The following is a 15604-nucleotide window of genomic DNA, read 5'->3' as shown; positions in this document are numbered from 1 at the left end:
CCACCTGTGTGCGGCGTGGGAGAACACCGCAGAGCGGAATGCCGGGGCACCCTCCGCGTTCTCCTCAGCATGACGACGTACGGAATCATCGGAGCAGGCAACATCGGCAGCCAGGTCGCACGGGCGGTCATCGCCCTCGGGGACGAGGTGGTCATCGCGAACTCGCGCGGCCCCGAGACCCTCGCCGACCTCATCGCGGAGCTCGGCCCGAAGGCCCGCGCCGCCACGGCACAGGAGGCGGCCGAGGCCGCCGAGATCGCCGTGGTGACGGTGCCGCTGAAGAACCTCGAGGAGGTGCCGGTCGCCCCGCTCGCCGGCAAGATCGTCCTCGACACGAACAACTACTACTTCGAGCGCGACGGCCGCATCGAGGCGCTCGACAAGGGCGAGACCACGACCAGCGAGATGCTCCAGCAGCACCTCCCGGAGTCGAAGGTCGTCAAGGCGTTCAACCACATCATGGCCGCCGACATCACCACCGACGGCACCCCGGCCGGCACGCCCGACCGCCGCGCTCTCGCGACGTCGAGCGACTACCCCGAGGCGATCCACTTCGTGACCGACCTCTACGACCGGATCGGCTTCGACACCGTCGCGATCACGCCGCTGAGCGAGTCGTGGCGGGTCGAGCGCGACCGCCCCGCCTACGTGGTGCGGCAGAACCGCGAGGAGCTCGAGGCCAACCTCGCGAAGGCTCCCCGCACGGTCTGATCCAGCCTCTCGGAGGGGAGCGGTGCTGCGGCGCCGCTCCCCTTCTGCCTGTCCGGACGGCCTCGGAGGCGCGCCCGGGACGGCCCCCTCGGCGCTCACCGCCGCCGAGCCTGCGATAGTCGAGAGGACCAGCCACGCACCAGAGAGCCCCGATCGGGCTCCGAGAGGAGAGGCCTGCCATGCCCTCGACACCCCGCTCCGTCCCCTCCCGCTCCGGGCTCTCGCGCCGCAGCGTCGTGATCGGCGGTCTCGCGGTGCTCCCGCTGCTCAGCGCCTGCACGCCCGACTCCTCCGCTCCGGACGACGCCCAGCAGGAGGCGCCCCGCACCCGCACTGCGGCTCCGAGCGGGCCGGTGGCGCTCGCCCCGGACGCGCTCGCCGCGAGTGCGGCCCTGTTCGCTGCGGCTCCGCTGGTCGTCCTGGTCGAGGACGTCGCCGAGTCGCGCCTGCGCGCCGCCCAGGTGAGCATCGCCTGGGGCGTGCCGCTGCTGGTCGGCTCGGCGGGATCCGGAGCGACGGCCGCCCCGACCGCGGACGCCGCGGCCGTGGGATCCACGGCTTCCGAGACGCCGTCCGATTCGGCGATCCCGTCCGACTCCGTGACCGGATCCGCGACCCCGTCCGTCGCTCCGTCCTCCACCGCTCCGACCTCCGACGCCCTCGCCGCCGAGTTCGCCCGCCTCGGCGTGACCCGCGTGCTCGCGATCGGCGACGTCACCGCGCCCGAGGGCGTCGACGTCGTCGCCTCCGCCTCCGACGCGGCCGCCCTCAGCACCGCGTCCGGCCTGACCGTGACCGACCTGGCGCTCGCCGACCTCGCCGCCGCCGCGCCGTCCACCGCCTCCGACGCCCCCTTCGGCGCCCTCCCGGCCCGAGCCGACGCCCTGACCGGCCTGCACGCCCTCGCCCGCGCGCAGGACGCCGACGTCGCCGCTCTGGCGACCGCCCGCGCGGCCGGCGTCCCCGTCACCGTGATCGACGGCGACGACCTGCTCGCCTCGGGCGGAGCCGTGACCGCGATCGCCGAGGCCGACGCCTCCTGCACGCTGCTGCTCGGCCCCGTGCTCGCCGCCCAGCCCGAGCCCGAGTGGGCCGTGCGCGCGGCCGCGAGCGGCTGGCAGCTGCCGGGCGGCGGGCAGCGGATGTTCGGCGGGCACCTCTTCGTCGCGATCTACGGCACTCCGGGCGCTCCCGTCCTCGGCGTGCTGGGGGAGCAGGGCCTCGAGCCCACGGTCGCGCGGGCGGAGGCGGTGGCCGAGCCGTACCGGGCGCTCACCGACAAGCAGGTCGTGCCGAGCCTCGAGATCATCACCACGGTCGCGGCGGGCGACCCCGGCAAGGACGGCGACTACTCCAACGAGCTCGACGCCGCCGACATCCGCCCCTACATCGACGCGGCGCAGGCGGCGGGGATGTACGTGGTGCTCGACCTGCAGTCGGGGCTGACCGACTTCCTCACCCAGGCGAAGCAGTACGCGGATCTGCTGACGCTGCCCAACGTCGGCCTCGCGCTCGACCCGGAGTGGCGCCTGCTGCCCGGCCAGAAGCCGCTGGAGCAGATCGGGCGCGTCTCGGCCGCCGAGGTCGACAGCGTGTCGGAGTGGCTGGCCGACCTGGTGCAGAGCGAGGGGCTGCCGCCGAAGATGTTCGTGCTGCACCAGTTCCGGCTGTCGATGCTGCAGGACCGCGACAGCATCCGCCGCGACCGGCCCGAGCTGGAGTTCCTCATCCACGTCGACGGCCAGGGCTCGCAGCCCGACAAGCAGGCGACCTGGGACGCGCTGCACGAGGGCGCCCCCGAGGGCATCGGCTGGGGCTGGAAGAACTTCTACGACGAGGACGCGCCCATGCTCACCCCCGCCGAGACCATGGCCGAGGTCCGCCCCCTCCCCGACCTCGTCACCTACCAGTAGGCGGATCCCGGGGCGGGCGTCAGCGGCGCAGGAGCTCGCCGGAGACGACGCCCGCCTCGACCTCCTCGAGGGCACGGCCGCGGGTCTCGGGCACGCGCTTCCAGATGAAGACGAGCGCGAGCAGGCCGACGGCGCCGAACAGGAAGAACGTGCCGGTGATGCCGACCCCGGAGACGAGGGTGGGGAAGAACAGGCCGAGCACCGCGTTCGTGATCCAGTGGCAGAAGATCGCGATGCCGACGCCGACTCCGCGGATCCGCAGCGGGAAGATCTCGGACAGCATCACCCAGGTGACGATGTTGAGGAACGTCTGCATGCTCCCCACGAACGCGACGACCAGCACCAGGATCACGTACGGCCGCGCCGGGTTCCCCACGGGGAGCGCGACGGAGGCGATGCCGATCAGGAAGTGCATCGCGGTGGTCAGGGAGTAGCCGAGCAGGAGGGTCGTGCGGCGGTTCATCGTCTGCATGAGCCGCAGCCCGATCAGGCCGCCGATCACGGCGATCGCCCCGGGCGCGATGTTGGCGACGAGAGCGCCGTCGTGGTCGAAGCCCGCCTCCTTCAGCACCGACTGGCCGTAGTACATGATCGAGTTGATGCCGGTGAGCTGCTGGGCGACTCCGATCCCGATGCCCACCAGCAGGATGCGCACCGCCCAGCGCTCGCGCAGCGCCTGCAGCAGGGGGATCCTCGGGCCGTCCTTCGCGCCGATCGAGCGGGCGATGGTCTCCGCCTCCGCGTGGGCCCGGTCGGGCGTCCGGATGGTGGTGAGCACGCCGAGCGCCTCGTCGCGGCGGCCGTGCGCGATCAGCCAGCGCGGCGACTCCGGGACCCGGGTCATGCCCAGCAGGAGCGCTGCGGCGGGGAGCGCGGCGACGGCGAGCATGATCCGCCAGACGCCGGGCAGCTCGCCCCAGACGGTGCCGATGACGGCGTTGGCCACGAAGGCGGCGAGCTGGCCGATCACGATCATCAGCTCGTTGCGGCCGGCGAGCGAGCCGCGGATCTCGGAGGGGGAGATCTCGGAGAGGTAGATCGGCACGACCACCGAGGCGCCGCCGACGGCCAGCCCGAGGACCGCCCGCCCGAGGACCATCACGCCGAAGCCCGGCGCCACCACGCAGACCAGGGCGCCGACGAGGAAGAGCACGGCGAGCAGGCGGATCGTGGTCCGCCTCCCGAGGGCGTCGGCGAGGCGTCCGCCCGAGATCGCGCCGATCGCGGCGGCGAAGAGGAGCGAGCTGGTGACGACCCCCTCGGTCAGCGCGGTGAGGCCCAGCTCGGCCGACATCGGCTCGAGGGCGCCGTTGATGACGCCGGTGTCGTAGCCGAAGAGGAGGCCGCCGAGGGTCGCGATGAGCGCGATGAGGCCGAGACGCCGAGTCGGCGCCTCCAGGGAGGTGGTGGTCATCCGCTCACTCTGACGCATGGCCGCGCGGTGAGCGAACCCTGGACCGTCGGGGGAACCCGGTGTAGCGGGTCCCCCCGACGGCCCGGCGTCCCCTCGGCGGCACGGAGGGGGAGGGAGCGAGCGGAGGGGGTGCTCAGGAGGAGACGCGCGCGCCCTCGCGCAGGCCCTCCTCCTTGGCCTGCTGCACCAGGGCGGCGATGCGGCGGCGCGAGCGCGAGCGCCCGGCGAGCAGCGCCGCGAGGATGAGGGCGACGCCGAGGATCACGAGCAGCTGCGGGACCGGCACGGCGGCGACCGTGATCGACTCCGTCACGGGAGCGGTGGCGACCGGCTCCTGATCGGCGGCGGCGACGGTCGGTGCGATGGTCAGGTCGGCGCCGACTCCGAAGAGGGGCCAGATGCCGTCGAGCTGCACCGAGACGCTGCGCCGGTCGCCGGGCAGCAGCTCCTGCTGGGGCGCGTCGGCCGCGACGACGGGGGCGGTGGCGCCCTGGGCGCTCGCCGTGCCGTCGAGCAGCAGGCGCACGTTGCCGGTGTTCACCACGTCGGCGACGAGCGAGAGGGAGCCGGGCTGGAACGGGTTCCAGGAGAGGCGGTAGTCGCTGGCCAGGTCCTCGACGGAGAAGGAGGGGGTCACCTCGCCGGTCACGCGGGTCATCACGCGGAAGCCGATGCGGCTCTCCACTCCGACGTTCGCGCCTCCCGCCTCGGTGCCCTGCGAGAGCACGGAGGCGGCGATGCCGGCGGCGTGGTCGCCGGGGGTGGCGTTGTCGGGGACCGTCACGGTGAACGGCACCACGCCGCTGCTGCCCGGATCGACGGTCACGGTCTCGGGGGCGGAGATCCACAGCCCGGCGTCGACCGACTCCTGGTCGGAGTTCAGCATGTTGAAGCGGCCGGTGTCGGTGAAGTAGCCGTCGGCGCTGGTGATGCTGAAGGTCACGGGCTGGTCGCTGAGGTTCCGCACGACCGCCTCGTCCGAGGCGCTCGCGCCGGGGGCGAGCTCGAGCTCGACCCACGCGCGCTTGTCGGGGACGCCGTCGGTGGAGGGGCTGACCGCCCAGGTGATCGCTCCGTCGGCCGCGACGGCCTGCGGGGCGACGCCCGCGCCGAGGAGGGCGACGATCAGCGCGAGCAGCGCGGGGAGGAGCGGGCGGCGGGGAGCGGCGGAGCGGCGCGGAGCAGTCATCAGAACCTCATGGTCGCACGGGGGAAGCACGACGCGGCCGGGCGGGCGGGCCCGGCCGCGTCGGCCGTGGTGGGATCGCGGCCGAGGGAGTGCGTCCCCCGGCCGCGACGGGTCACTCGAAGAGCGACAGGGTGATGGTGGACGAGTACGCGCCGGCGTCCACGTTCACGGGGGTGCGGAGGAAGAGGTCGGCGTCGGCGCTCCAGGAGCCCTCGGGGTTGACCTGCTGGGAGTTGCTGGCGACGATCGCGAGCAGCTCCTCGCCCTTCAGGCCCTGGCCGTTGGCGCCGCCGTCGATGGCGGTGTCGACGACCTGGCCCGCGGCGACCTCGCCCAGCTCGCCGCCGTCGACGAGAGCCGGGGCCCAGCCCAGGTTCTCGGCGCCGATGATGGAGCCGTCGGCCGAGGTGAAGTCGTCGGCGGTGCCGAGGACGTACCAGGCGGAGTCGGGGGAGACGTCCTCGGCGTCACGGGTGTCGGTGACCGTGACGGTCGGCAGGGTGCCGGTGAACTGGCGGCGGACGTTGTCCGAGCCGTCCTCGGCCAGGGTCGTCGAGTCGCCGGCGACGGTCATCGAGAGGGCGCCGGTCCCGGGGAGGTCGGCGATGTCGACGTTGACGTCGACGTCGTCGCTGCCGTAGTTGGTGTCGGCGGCGAAGGCCGTTCCGGCGACTCCGAGCAGGAGGACGCCTCCGGCCAGTCCGGCGGCTCCGCGGATCAGAAGGGATCGGGTGTTCATGTCGGGTGTTCTCCGTTCTCCGGCCGGCGTCGTCGCCGGCTCGATCTCAGTGGGTGTGGGTCGTGCCCGCGGGTCAGCTGCAGCCGGCCGCGGAGTAGGGGGCGGTCGAGGAGGCCGTGGCCGGCTTCCCGTTGACGAACGCGGTCGCCGTGGCGGTCGCGGATCCGTCGGTCACGCTCGTCGCCCGGGTGGTGAAGGCGGCCGAGACGGTGGCGCCGGGAGCGACGTCGGCGAAGCTCTTGGAGCCCCACGTCGTGCCGATCACGATCTTCGCAGCGAAGGCGTTCGGGTTCGTGGCGGTCGCGGTGACGACGATCCTCCCGGCGACGCAGCGCGTCGTGGAGGTCGTGGTCACGGCGATCGCGGGTGCCGAGTCGGTCACGGGCCCGACGGAGGCGGAGGCCGTCGCCGGCGTCCACTGCGGCTTCGCGGCGGTCACGGCCACCGAGATCGTCGCTCCGCGGTCGGCGGCGGTGAGCGTGTAGCTCGACGCCGTCGCCCCGCTGATCGCGGTCCCGCCGCGCTTCCACTGGAAGCCGGTCGCCGTCCACGGGGAGGAGGCGGAGGCGGTCAGCGTGCTGCCCACCGTCGCCTTCCCCGTGATCGAGGCCGCGAGCGGCGCGGTGTCGACGATCGTCTGCGCCGCGACGCTGGTGAGGGTCGGGACGACCTTCTGCATGAGACCGGTCGTCTTGTCGAAGGTCACCCGGTCGATCGTCGTCTCGCGGTGCTGGCCGTCTCCGCCGGGGATGGCGAAGCGGTGGTAGGCGATGTACCAGTCGTCCGTGCCGGGCACGTTGACGATCGAGTTGTGGCCCGTGGCGAGGATGCCCTGCGACGGGTCCTTCTCGAGGACCACGCCGCGGTAGGTCCACGGTCCGTCGACGCTGGTCGAGGTCGCATAGCCGACCTTGTAGTTCTCGGAGCCGGTGTCGTCGATCGAGTAGGTGAGGTGGTACAGACCGTCGCGGTAGTTGAGGAACGAGCCCTCGCGGAAGTCGGTCAGACCGCTGATCTTCTTGATCGTGCCGGTCTTGATCGAGAGCATGTCGTCGGACAGCTCCCCGTAGAGCGGGTCGCCGTTGCCCCAGAAGAGGTAGCTCTTGCCGGTCTTCGGGTCGGTGAACGCGGCGGGGTCGATCGCCTGGCCGGACCGCACGGACTCGCCGTTGGTGATCATCGCGGTCGGCTGCGCCGTGAACGGGCCCATCGGGCTGTCCGCGACGGCGACTCCGATCGTCTTGCGGTTCAGCGAGGAGTTCTCGCCGGAGAAGTAGAAGTAGTACTTCCCGTTCTTCTCGATGATCGTCGGCGCCCAGGCGTTGCCGGTCGCCCACGGCACGTTGCCGTTCGCGCCGTCCAGCGTCAGGAAGGGCTGCTCCGAGCGGGTCCAGTCGATGAGGTTCTTCGAGGACCAGGCGTAGAAGGTCTTGCCGCCCCAGCCGGCGAAGCCGTCCGAGGTCGCGTACAGGTAGTAGGTGTCGCCGAAGACCGCGATGTTCGGGTCGGCGTTCAGGCCTGCGAGGACGGGGGACTTCATGACGACGGCCTTCAGGGTCCAGGTGGTCGCGGTGCCGCCGGCGGCCGGCGTGAGCACGACCGTCTGCGGGGTGGAGAGGTCGCGGACGGTGCCGGAGGCGGGGCTCGCCGTGACGCCGGCCGCGGTGGAGAAGGTCGGGGTGAGCTTCGTCAGGTCGGTCCCCGGCTTCACGGGGAAGGTGACCGTCCTGCTCGCCGAGTCGACGATCGGGGCCGTCTTCAGGACGTCGCCGCTGAGCGACAGGTCGACCAGGGCCGACGTGTTGCCGGAGGCGGCGAGCACCTCGGAGGCGCTGAGGGCCCGGTTGTAGACCGAGAACTCGCGGATCTGGCCGCGGAAGCGGTTGTCGGCGTCGTAGTTCGAGCGCCCGATGTAGTTCGCCGAGGTGGAGCCGCCGCCGATGTCCTTCGGGTCGGTCGTGACGGTGCCGCTGGCGACCTTCACTCCGTCGAGGTAGATCGTGCCGGTGGTGCCGGAGAGCGTGTACGTCAGGTGCGCCCAGGTGCCGCGGGGGAGTGCCGAGCCGCCGGCGACGGTCTGCTCGGTGGTGTAGTTCCCGGTCGCGATGCTGGTGCGGTAGTTGTTGCCCGAGGTGAAGAGGTAGCCGTCGCCGGCGCCGTTCGTGGTGTTGCCCAGGCCGTAGAGGAAGTAGGCGCCGCCCTGCGCGGGGTCGATCCAGACGTCGGACTGGATCGTGAGGTCCGTCACTCCGGCGAGCAGGTCGTTCGGCAGCTTGATGTAGTCGTCGGTGCCGTCGAGCTGCAGGGCGCCGTCCTTCCAGGTGCCGCCCGAGGGCAGCGTGCCGTTCTGGTTGTTGCCCGAGCTGTCGCGCACCGTGGTGCCCGAGCCGCCGTCGAAGGTGTAGCGGAGGATCTCACCCGCCGCGTTGACCGGCTTCGCGGCGGGGCCGGTGCTGCTGGTGCCGTAGGCGGCCGTCAGTCGCGCCTCCTCGGCGCTCGAGAGGCGGAGCACCGAGCCGTGGCGGAAGGGCTTCGAGAACGAGTACGTGTTCGCGCCGGTGGTGCCGACGGGCAGGGCCGTGAACCGCATGTCCGCGAGGGTGTCGGTGACGTAGGCGGAGTAGCCGAACGAGTCGCCCATGACGACCCAGCGGCCGTCGGGCAGCTGGTAGACGGTGAGGCCCTCGAGGTGGTCGGAGAGGCCGCGGGACTTCTCCTCGCCGAAGCCGATCACGCGGGTCCACGGGCCGGCGAGGCTCGGGGCCTTGTCGACGACCGTGCGCCAGTCGGCGGTGGAGAAGCGGTAGTACGTGTCCCCCTCCTTCGCGATGGTCGTGTCGATGATGCTGCCGCGGCTCCCGCCGCCGGCGGCGGGGTTCTCGTCCAGCCAGACCTTCGGGGTGGAGAAGCCGACGAAGTCGCGCGTGGTCGAGACGTAGACGCGCTGGGCGGAGGCTCCGCCGGTCAGCGTCTTGTCGCGGGCGGCCCAGTAGACGTAGTACTGGCCGGTCGTGTCGTCCCAGATCGCCTCGGGAGCCCAGACGTTGCCCGCGTCGGGGAAGCCGGCGAAGACGATGCTCTGATCGCTCCAGTTCACGAGGTCCGTCGAGCGCCAGACGACGAGGTTCTTGCTCGCGTTGGTCTGGTCCCAGGTGCCGCCGGGAGCGGTGCCCTCGGCGTGCAGGTCGGTGCCGATGATCCAGTACTCGTCGCCGGTGGGGGAGCGCACGAGGTGCGGATCGCGGACGCCGAGGGTGCCGCCGAGGTTGGCGAGCACGGCCTTGTCGTTGTTGAGCTTCGACCAGTGCAGACCGTCGGTGCTGGAGCCGAAGTAGATCTTCTCGTAGTCGGTCGAGGCGAAGTGGGTCCAGAGGTAGCCCGCGTCGTACTCGGTGTCGAGGTCCGCGGGAGCCGCGGTCACCGTGACGGGCAGCTGCCGGGTCGCGGTCGTGCCGGCGATCGTCGCGGTGAGCGTGACGGGCGTGGCGGCGGACCGGCGCTTCACGACGCCGGTCGTGCTGAGCACGGCCGTGTTCGAGGAGGACCAGGCGACGTCGTAGGAGCCGGCCTTCGCGGGCAGCGTCACGTTGCCGCGGACGTCGCCGGAGTTGACGATCGAGAGGGCGTCGAGCGCCTTCTGGGCGTCGGCGTTCACGTCCTTGGCGGGCACGGTGGCGGTGAAGGTGCGGGTGGCCGTGGCCGAGCCGCGGGTGGTCGTGGCGGTCAGCTCGACCGAGGCGACCCCGGTCGCGGGCGGCGTGACGACTCCGCTGGTCGAGACGACCGCGGAGTTGCTCGAGGCCCAGGCGATGGCGGAGCCGTTGGGGCCGGTCGTCGGGAGGGTGAGGTTCGCGGAGACCGAGGAGAGGCTCCCGAGGTCCAGGGCGGCGGAGTCGCGGGAGACGCGCGTGCTGTCCGGGGCCTGGAGGGTCGCGACGTCGGCCGCGCTGAGCGCCGTGCTGTAGACGCGGAAGTCGCGGACCGAGCCGGCGAGGGTCTTGTCCGCCGTGTAGACGGAGCGGCCGATCGCGTTCGCTGTGGTGGTGCCGTTGCCGATCGCGGCGGGAGTGATGGTCACTCCTGTCTGCTGCGCGACCTGGGTGCCGTCGAGGTAGAGGCGTGCGGTGTCGCTCGCGTCGTCGAGCGTGTAGGTGAGGGTCTTCCAGACGCTGCGCGCGAGGTTCGCGTTGGAGTTGACGGTCTGCTCGGTGGTCCAGTTGCCGGTGGCGATCGAAGCCTTGTAGCCGTTGCCCGTCGTGTAGAGGTAGCCGTTCCCCGCGCCGTTCGTCGTGTTGCCGAGGCCCCAGATGAAGTAGGGCGTGCCCTGGTTCGCGTTCACCAGGACCTCGGTGCTGACCGTGATCGAGTTCAGGCCCGCGAGCAGATCGTCGGGCAGCTTGACGTAGTCGTCGGTCCCGTCGAGGGCGACGCCCGCGGCTCCGCGCGGAGCGGCTCCGTTGACGAGCGTGCCGGTGCGGCCCTTGCCCGAGCTGTCGGCGACGGTCGTGCCGCTCGTCTCGTCGAGCGCGTAGCGCAGGACGAGGCTGTCGGAGGGAGCGGCGCTCGCCGACTGGGCCGTCAGAAGGGGGACGGTGAGGGCCACGGCCGTCACGAGGACGAGTGGTCGTAGGAAAGGCTTCATCGCGCTTTGCTCCAGGGTCGGCACCATTGCTGAGGGAGGGAGTGTGCCGGCTTCGTACGCGGCGATGTTCACGGTAACACTATGTTGACGTCAACGTGAAGAGCCTAACCGGAACATTTCCCGACACTCCCGATGGAAGCGAACCGGTTCGACGATCTCGCGCGCAACTCTGAGCGGAGCAGTCGGCGGTGTCCGGCCGGCTCAGTCGCGATGGTCGTCGCGCGAACGGCTCAGGGCGCGGTCCATCGCCCTCAGCGTCCGGAAGCCGGCCTGCTCGGCCACGGCCGCGCGGGCCGACGGCGAGAGCGACGGACTCGCGGCGAGCAGCGACGCGGCGAGGTGCACGCGCCGCTCGCGGAGGGTCGCGGCCACGGTCGTGCCCCAGCGGTGGAAGGCGCGGTCCAGTGTCGCCCGCGAGACGCCGAGCCGCCTCGTGAGCTCGCTCGCGGTGAAGTCCGCGTCACCCGCCTCCGCTTCGATGACGGCGATCGCGCGGAGCAGCACGCCCTCGAGTCCGTCCTCGGGGAGGGAGGGGTGCAGGCTCTGCTTGACGAGGGCCGATGCGGCCGCCTCGAGCGCCCGGCGCAGCTCGCCGAATCCGGGGTCGCCCGCCGAGAGATCCGCGTTGAGGGTCGCATTGATGAGGGAGACGAAGGCCCCGCTGTAGCTGTCGGCGGCGGGCAGCGTGCAGGACGGCTCGTCCGCGAGCGCGCTCGTGAGGCCGAGTCTGCCCCAGGACGTCCTCAGCGCCAGCCAGGCGGAGTCCTCCTCCGCCTGGAACCGCGCGGAGTCGTCGCGCCGGAGGAGGGCGAGCCCGCCGGGCCGCAGGCGAGCGGAGTCGAGAGGGCCGTCGACGACGACCTCGCCCGCGACCGGCACGATCAGGTCGACCTCGGCCCGGTCGCGGGGGAGGAGGGGCGGATCCGTCCGGAGGGTGCCGGGCGTGTGCCAGAGGCGGCTCAGCCGGAAGCCGTCGACGGCGAGCACGTCTCCGGCGAGGTGCAGGGGCGGAGCTCCATCGGCCGACCACCGGATGCTCCTCAGCCAGGCCTCCACGCGGGGGCCGCTCAGCTGCAGCGTCTCGACGAGACCGCGCAGGGCGGCCGGCTGCTCGGAAGCGGTCACCGGGCTCCTTCGCAGCGGGGACGGGATGGGCGGGCGGGAACCACGCTAGGCAGGGAAAGGGGGTGCCGGTGCGGGGCGGCGCGTTCCTCGGCGGACGAGGCGCCCGTACGTGGCGGAAGGGCGGAGGCGGCCCTCCCGCCCGCGGTCCGGCGGGACGCGGGCGGAGAGGGCCGCCGGGCGCGGATCAGGCGCAGGCGGTCGTCGTCTTGATCCAGTGGGCGCTCACCGTCCCGTCCTGCGCCAGGGTGAGTCCGGCGGCGCTGGGCTCGGTGCTGGCGCCGGTGCCGATCCGGCGCCATCGGTTCGCCGGGCGGTCGAAGTACCAGACGTCGCCGTTCGCCTTCACAGAGACGTTCCCATCGGCGCCCTGGCCGTAGGTGCGGACGAACCCGGAGTTCTGCTCGACGGACGCGAGTCCGGTGCTGTACTGCAGGACCCCGTTCTTGATCCAGTGGACGTTGAACGTGCCGTCCTGCTGCTGCGTGAAGCCGGCTGCGCTCGGCTCGGTGCTGGCGCCCGTTCCGATCCGGACCCACGGAGTGTCCCTCCGGGGCGTGTACTGCCAGATGTCGCCGTTCGACTTCACGGCGACGGCGCCTCGCTCTCCCAGGGCGTAGACGCGGACGAATCCGGAGTTGCCCGCCACTGCAGCGGGACCGTCACCCAGCTGGACCACTCCGTTCTTGATCCAGACGGCTTTCAGGACTCCCGCAGGGTCCCGGGTGATGCCGGCGGCACTGGGCTCGGTGCTGGCGCCGGTGCCGATCGGGTTCCAGTTCCTCCCGTCGTACTGCCAGATGTCGCCGTTCGCCTTCACGGAGACGTTCCCGTCCGCGCCCTTGCTGTAGGTGCGGACGAAGCCGGAGTTGCTCGGGACCGTCGCGGCGCCCTTGTAGTACTGCAGGACCCCGTTCTTGATCCAGTGGGCGTTGAAGGACCCGTCCGAATTCTGCTGGGTCATCCCGGCGGTGTCGGGCTCCGACGAGGCGCCCGTGCCGATCTTCTCCCACGACTTGGCCCTCGTGTACTGCCAGACATCGCCGTTCGCCTTGATCGAGACGTTGCCGCCCGCGCCCTGCGAGTAGGTGCGCACGAATCCGGAGTTCTCCGGGACGGAGGCGAGTCCCTGGCCGTACTGCAGCACGCCGGTCTGCCGGACCGGGAGCGAGGTGCTCGTCTGCGCGGAGCCGCCGGCGGCGGTGACGGTGCCGGTCGAGGGGCCGGCGATGACGTCGCCCGCCGGGATGGTGGCGACTCCGCTCCCATCGGTCAGGTAGGTGCCGGTCGCGCCCGATCGGAACCGGAAGCCGGCCGGGAGCGTCACCCGCACGGGCACGTTCGAGACGGTGCCGCCGCTGAGCGTCATCGTGATCGGCGCCGTGGTGGCCGTGCAGGCGATGCTGTTCGACGGGACGGAGCTGAAGGCGAGTGTCTGGGTGGTCGAAGCGGCGGCGGCCGGGGTGGCCGTCGCTGCCGCGATCACGGGCAGGGACCAGGTGGCGCCGGCGACGACGGTGCGTCGCGTCAGCGGACCCTGTCCAGCGGGGGTGGTGTCGGAAGTCACGGTGAAGCTCCTCGGTCTGTCTTCTCGCCGGCGGCCTGCTCGGAGGACGGGGATCGTCAGCTCGGCTGCTTCGGCGGGTGCGACGGGCGCCGCACCGTGGGGGAGTCTTCCCGCGGGCACTCGGTCGACCCAAGCGGTCGGGGCCAGGTGAGGAGGAAGTGGCGTCCCGGTGAGGAGGGGAGGGTGGACTCCACCGCCGTCCCGAGAGACGGGGAGGAGGCGAAAGTAGCCCTGATCAGGTGGTCCTGGCCATCGCCCGTTCCGCAGGGACTCCGCCGGTGCGGTCGATGGGAGCGTCGACGCCCGCTGTGACCGGTTCCGTGACAAACGGAGCGTGCGACGTCTGCGAATCCTTCACGTGGTGCGGCGTCAGGGTGCCCACGCGGAGGGGGGCGCTCGATGGGGTCGAGGACAGCAGAGATGTACGAGTACCTCCACGACCAGTGGCCGGACGCCGGCACCGGGGCTCCGGGGCTGCGGATGGAGGGCGCGGGCGCGCCCGGTCGAGCGGTCGCGCGGATCTGGGCGCCGAAGGGCTGCCGCCTCGATCCGTCGCCGCACGCCGAGCGGGGTCCCGGCGCGCATCTGCTCCTGGTCGTCGAGGGCGGAGGGCGGGTCCACCAGGAGGGGCGGGTGCTCGAGGCGCGCCGCAATCATGTGGTGATCCTCGACGCGGAGCTCGAGACGCGGATCGACTTCCCCCGCCCGAGCGTCACCTACGCGTGGTCACTGGGCGGGAGCGTGCTCGGGAGCCGCTGGATCAGGGAGCGGCTGGGCGAGGTGCTGCCGGTGCGGGAGGCGATCTGGTCGCCGGCGCGCGGCCTGACCAACGGGCTCCTCGACGGCGATCCCGCTCTCACCGACCAGCCGGCGATCGCGCGGGCAGGCGAGGCCCTCCTGAAGGCGGTCGTCGAGAGCAGTGCCCCGTGGACGCGTCGCGGTGCCGACCAGGTCTACGGCGAGGCGATGGCGCTGATCGAGGACCGGTACGGCGATCCCGCCTTCAGCGCAGGGCAGCTCGCTCGGGAGCTGCTCGTGTCCGAGCGGACGGTCGCCCGGGCGTTCTCCTTCCTGGGCAGGACCGCCCGGGAGGAGCTCGACCGGCGCCGGGCGGGAGCGCTCCGCCTCCGGACGGGCCTCCGGCTGCAGGCGTCTTCCGAGTTCGCGCGCGAGGCGGAGGAAGCGGGGTTCACCTCCGTCGAGGCCGCGCAACGGGCGCTCCGCAGGTTGGCGGACGGCCGCTGACGCACCGCCCGAGCCGCGGGCTCCGCTGCGTCCCTGACGCGGTGACACCGCTCGGCCGTGGAACGAACCGGTTCGATCCCGCTCCTGGGAGATCGGTCGGCATGCCTGCGGGGCGCAACGCCCCGAAGCAAGCTGTCGTTCGGAATTCAGGGGGAGTGATGGCTGGTCGGTCGGAGGCGGTTCGCGAGCAGGTCGTCGAGGCGTGGAAGGAGCACGCGGCGGGGGCGTCGGGGCTGCGGATCGCTGTCGCAGGGTGGCCCGGACGCAGCCTGACGAGGGTGTGGGCGCCGAGGGGGCTCCGTCTCGACCCGGAGCGCGCCGAGCACTCGGGCGCCTCGGCCGGTGTGCACGCGGTCCTGATCGTCGAGGGTGGAGCCTCCGTCGAGCACAGGGGTGAGAGCCTCGATCTCGGGCCTGACACCGTCGTCGTCCTCGACGCCCGGTCACCCGGACGGGTCGACTTCACCCGGTCGACCCTCGCGTACGTCTGGGACCTCGACGGGTCCGCCCGGCGGAGCCAGTGGGTCTGCGACCGCCTCGGAGAGGTGGTGCCGGTGCCGAAGCCGGTCTGGTCCCCGTTGCGCGCCTTCGCGAACAGTCTGCTCGAGAGCGGCCTCGGCGCCGACGCCTCCCCGAGCGCGATGCGGGCGGGCGAGCTGATGCTCGAGGCGATCGTCGAGCACAGCGCTCCGCGGCGCTCGGGCCGCCGTCCGGATCACGTCTACGCCGACGCCCTGGCGGTGATCGAGGAGCGCCATCGGGATCCCGGCTTCACCGCCGACCTGCTGGAACGCGAGCTGCAGGTGTCGGCGGGCGCACTCCGGGAGGCCTTCGCGGTCCTCGGCCGCGAGCCCTGCGCGGAGATCGAGACGCGCCGGGCCGGGACCCTCCGGCGCCGGATCGGCTCGCGGCCGCGCACCGCCGCGGACCTGGCGCGGCTCGCCGAGGAGTCGGGCTTCGCGTCGGTCGGGCAGGCCGTGCGCGCGCTCGACCGGCTCGCCGGGGCCCGCTGACACGGCCCGACGGTCCGAGCGCGACGACGCCCCCTCGTCCGCGGGGGAC

The 15604-nt window shown here is 72.4% G+C and carries 10 protein-coding genes; 4 read left to right on the top strand and 6 right to left on the bottom strand.

Annotation, left to right across the window (positions count from 1 at the left end; translation table 11 throughout):
- Positions 1-69 precede the first annotated feature (69 nt).
- Both GSU40_RS15070 and GSU40_RS15065 read left to right on the top strand, forming a co-directional pair.
- Positions 70-711 (top strand): NAD(P)-binding domain-containing protein, encoded by a 642-nt coding sequence (locus GSU40_RS15070; protein WP_104227021.1) that lies wholly within the window; start codon positions 70-72, stop codon positions 709-711.
- Positions 712-890: 179 nt separating this feature from the next.
- Entirely contained in the window at positions 891-2624 is a 1734-nt protein-coding gene (locus GSU40_RS15065; RefSeq protein ID WP_160035615.1) for a hypothetical protein, read from the top strand.
- A 19-nt stretch (positions 2625-2643) separates the two neighbouring features.
- Here the strand turns inward: GSU40_RS15065 and GSU40_RS15060 are convergent, their stop codons facing one another.
- The 6 genes from GSU40_RS15060 to GSU40_RS15035 all read right to left on the bottom strand — a co-directional run bounded on the left by GSU40_RS15060 (position 2644) and on the right by GSU40_RS15035 (position 13297).
- Entirely contained in the window at positions 2644-4038 is a 1395-nt protein-coding gene (locus tag GSU40_RS15060; protein WP_244229508.1) for a sugar porter family MFS transporter, read from the bottom strand.
- A 133-nt stretch (positions 4039-4171) separates the two neighbouring features.
- Positions 4172-5227, bottom strand: coding sequence for a DUF916 domain-containing protein (locus GSU40_RS15055; protein WP_104345795.1), 1056 nt, complete (start codon positions 5225-5227; stop codon positions 4172-4174).
- Positions 5228-5339: 112 nt separating this feature from the next.
- On the bottom strand, positions 5340-5966 hold the full coding sequence (locus GSU40_RS15050; protein ID WP_160035613.1) for a hypothetical protein: 627 nt from the start codon (positions 5964-5966) through the stop codon (positions 5340-5342).
- Positions 5967-6039: 73 nt separating this feature from the next.
- Positions 6040-10608: a family 43 glycosylhydrolase gene (locus GSU40_RS15045; protein ID WP_160035610.1), complete on the bottom strand. Its 4569-nt coding sequence runs from the start codon at positions 10606-10608 to the stop codon at positions 6040-6042.
- Between the two features lie 201 nt (positions 10609-10809).
- Complete coding sequence (locus tag GSU40_RS15040; protein ID WP_160035608.1) at positions 10810-11733, bottom strand: helix-turn-helix domain-containing protein; 924 nt, start codon at positions 11731-11733, stop codon at positions 10810-10812.
- Positions 11734-11917: 184 nt separating this feature from the next.
- Positions 11918-13297 carry a hypothetical protein gene (locus tag GSU40_RS15035; RefSeq protein ID WP_160035606.1) on the bottom strand — a complete coding sequence of 460 codons (1380 nt, stop codon included), beginning with the start codon at positions 13295-13297 and terminating at the stop codon, positions 11918-11920.
- 420 nt (positions 13298-13717) lie between these two features.
- Here GSU40_RS15035 and GSU40_RS15030 point away from each other — a divergent pair, with 420 nt between their 5' ends.
- Positions 13718-14542 carry a hypothetical protein gene (locus tag GSU40_RS15030; RefSeq protein ID WP_160035604.1) on the top strand — a complete coding sequence of 275 codons (825 nt, stop codon included), beginning with the start codon at positions 13718-13720 and terminating at the stop codon, positions 14540-14542.
- 158 nt (positions 14543-14700) lie between these two features.
- Positions 14701-15555: a hypothetical protein gene (locus GSU40_RS15025; RefSeq protein WP_160035602.1), complete on the top strand. Its 855-nt coding sequence runs from the start codon at positions 14701-14703 to the stop codon at positions 15553-15555.
- The last annotated feature ends 49 nt before the right edge of the window (positions 15556-15604 follow it).

Origin of the sequence: Rathayibacter sp. VKM Ac-2805, from assembly GCF_009834265.1 — a bacterium.
Taxonomy (GTDB): Bacteria; Actinomycetota; Actinomycetes; order Actinomycetales; family Microbacteriaceae; genus Rathayibacter.
Note: the sequence above shows the minus strand (reverse complement) of the source record. Positions and strands in the feature narration are given on the sequence as shown.